The following is a 1,329-nucleotide window of genomic DNA, read 5'->3' as shown; positions in this document are numbered from 1 at the left end:
CTGCTCTCCGTCACGGATCATTGCCCAAAGGACGTTGAGGCGTCGGCGCGCGAGAGCCAGCAGGGCCTGCTTGTGGCCCTTGCCCTCGCTCCGCTTTCGGTCGTAGAACGCCTTCGACACAGGGCAGCACTGAAGGCTCACCATGGCCGACAGGTACATGGTCCTCAGCAGACCGCGGTGGTAGCGCCGAGGCCGACGCAGGTTGCCGCTGACACGGCCGGAGTCGCGGGGCCTGGGGGCCAGGCCGGCGAAGCCCGCCAGGCGGTCGGCGCTGCCGAAGGCGTCCATGTCGCCGCCGGTGGCGGCAAGGAACTCGGCGCCGAGCTTGGGGCCCATGCCGGGCAGGCTGCGGATCACTTCGGCGTGCGGATGCTCGCGAAACTTGGCCTCGATCAGGGCGTCGAGCTCGGCGATCTCCTCATCGAGGGCCATCACCCCCTTCGCAAGGCGAACCACCATGGTGGCGGCCAGCTTCTCGCCGGGCAGCGCGGTCTGCTGGGCCTGGGCGGCCTCCACGGCCGCCTTCGCCAGTGCGGAGGCGCCACGGACCTTGCGGTTCTTCAGCCACGTCTCGATCCGGCTCGTGCCCGCCCGACGGATCGCGGCCGGCGTCTGGTAACCAGTCAGCAGCATCACCGGTCCCCGGTTCGTCAGCTCAAGAGATCGCTCCAACGCCGGGAAGATCTCAAGCAGTTGAGCACGAAGTCGGTTGATCTGCCGAGTGCGGTCGAACACCGCGTCCAGACGGCGGGTGGTCAGGGTCCGCAGGTCGACTGCGATCTCGTCGCCCGGCCGCAGCAGGCCCAGATCGCGGCGGACACGAGCCTGGTCGGCGATGACGAAGGCGTCCTTCGCGTCGGTCTTCGCCTCGCCGCCCTTGTAGGTGGCCGCGGCCCGGTGGACCGCCAGGCCGGTGAGGTAGGCGACCGGCTGGCCATGGCTGACCAGCAGCCCGATCAGCAGCGCGGCACCGCCGTGGTTGAGGTCCACAGCCCACAGCGCGTCGGCGGATATCTCCAGGACATCGCTGATCAGGGTGAGCAGTTCACTCTCGTCGTTCGCGACCCGGCGGGACAGCAGACGCTTGCCGTCCGTGTTGATCACCACGCAGTGATGGTGCGTTTTGCCGATGTCCACCCCGGCCCAAATCTCGGGCATGTTCCCCTCCGCCAGCTAGTCGTTCGTCGATCCCGCAGACGACCTCGCCGACGTTGTCCTACGCAGCGATCGGAGTCGCATCTCCCAATTGGCGGTCGAGTCGTCGCGGGGCTCCGGGCGGCCAAGTTCCTTGAGCCATCCCTACGGCGCTCCGATGACAGCCATACCCAG

The 1,329-nt window shown here is 68.3% G+C and carries 1 protein-coding gene; it reads right to left on the bottom strand.

Annotation, left to right across the window (positions count from 1 at the left end; all coding sequences use genetic code 11):
- Positions 1-1,158, bottom strand: a 1,158-nt coding sequence (locus tag IEZ17_RS41625) for an IS110 family RNA-guided transposase (RefSeq protein ID WP_229853142.1), incomplete at its 3' end; no start/stop codon positions are given.
- Positions 1,159-1,329 lie beyond the last annotated feature (171 nt).

The sequence above is a fragment of the Streptomyces albospinus genome, assembly GCF_014648695.1.
Taxonomy (GTDB): domain Bacteria; phylum Actinomycetota; class Actinomycetes; order Streptomycetales; family Streptomycetaceae; genus Streptomyces; species Streptomyces albospinus.
This window is presented reverse-complemented; position numbering and strand designations above follow the sequence as displayed.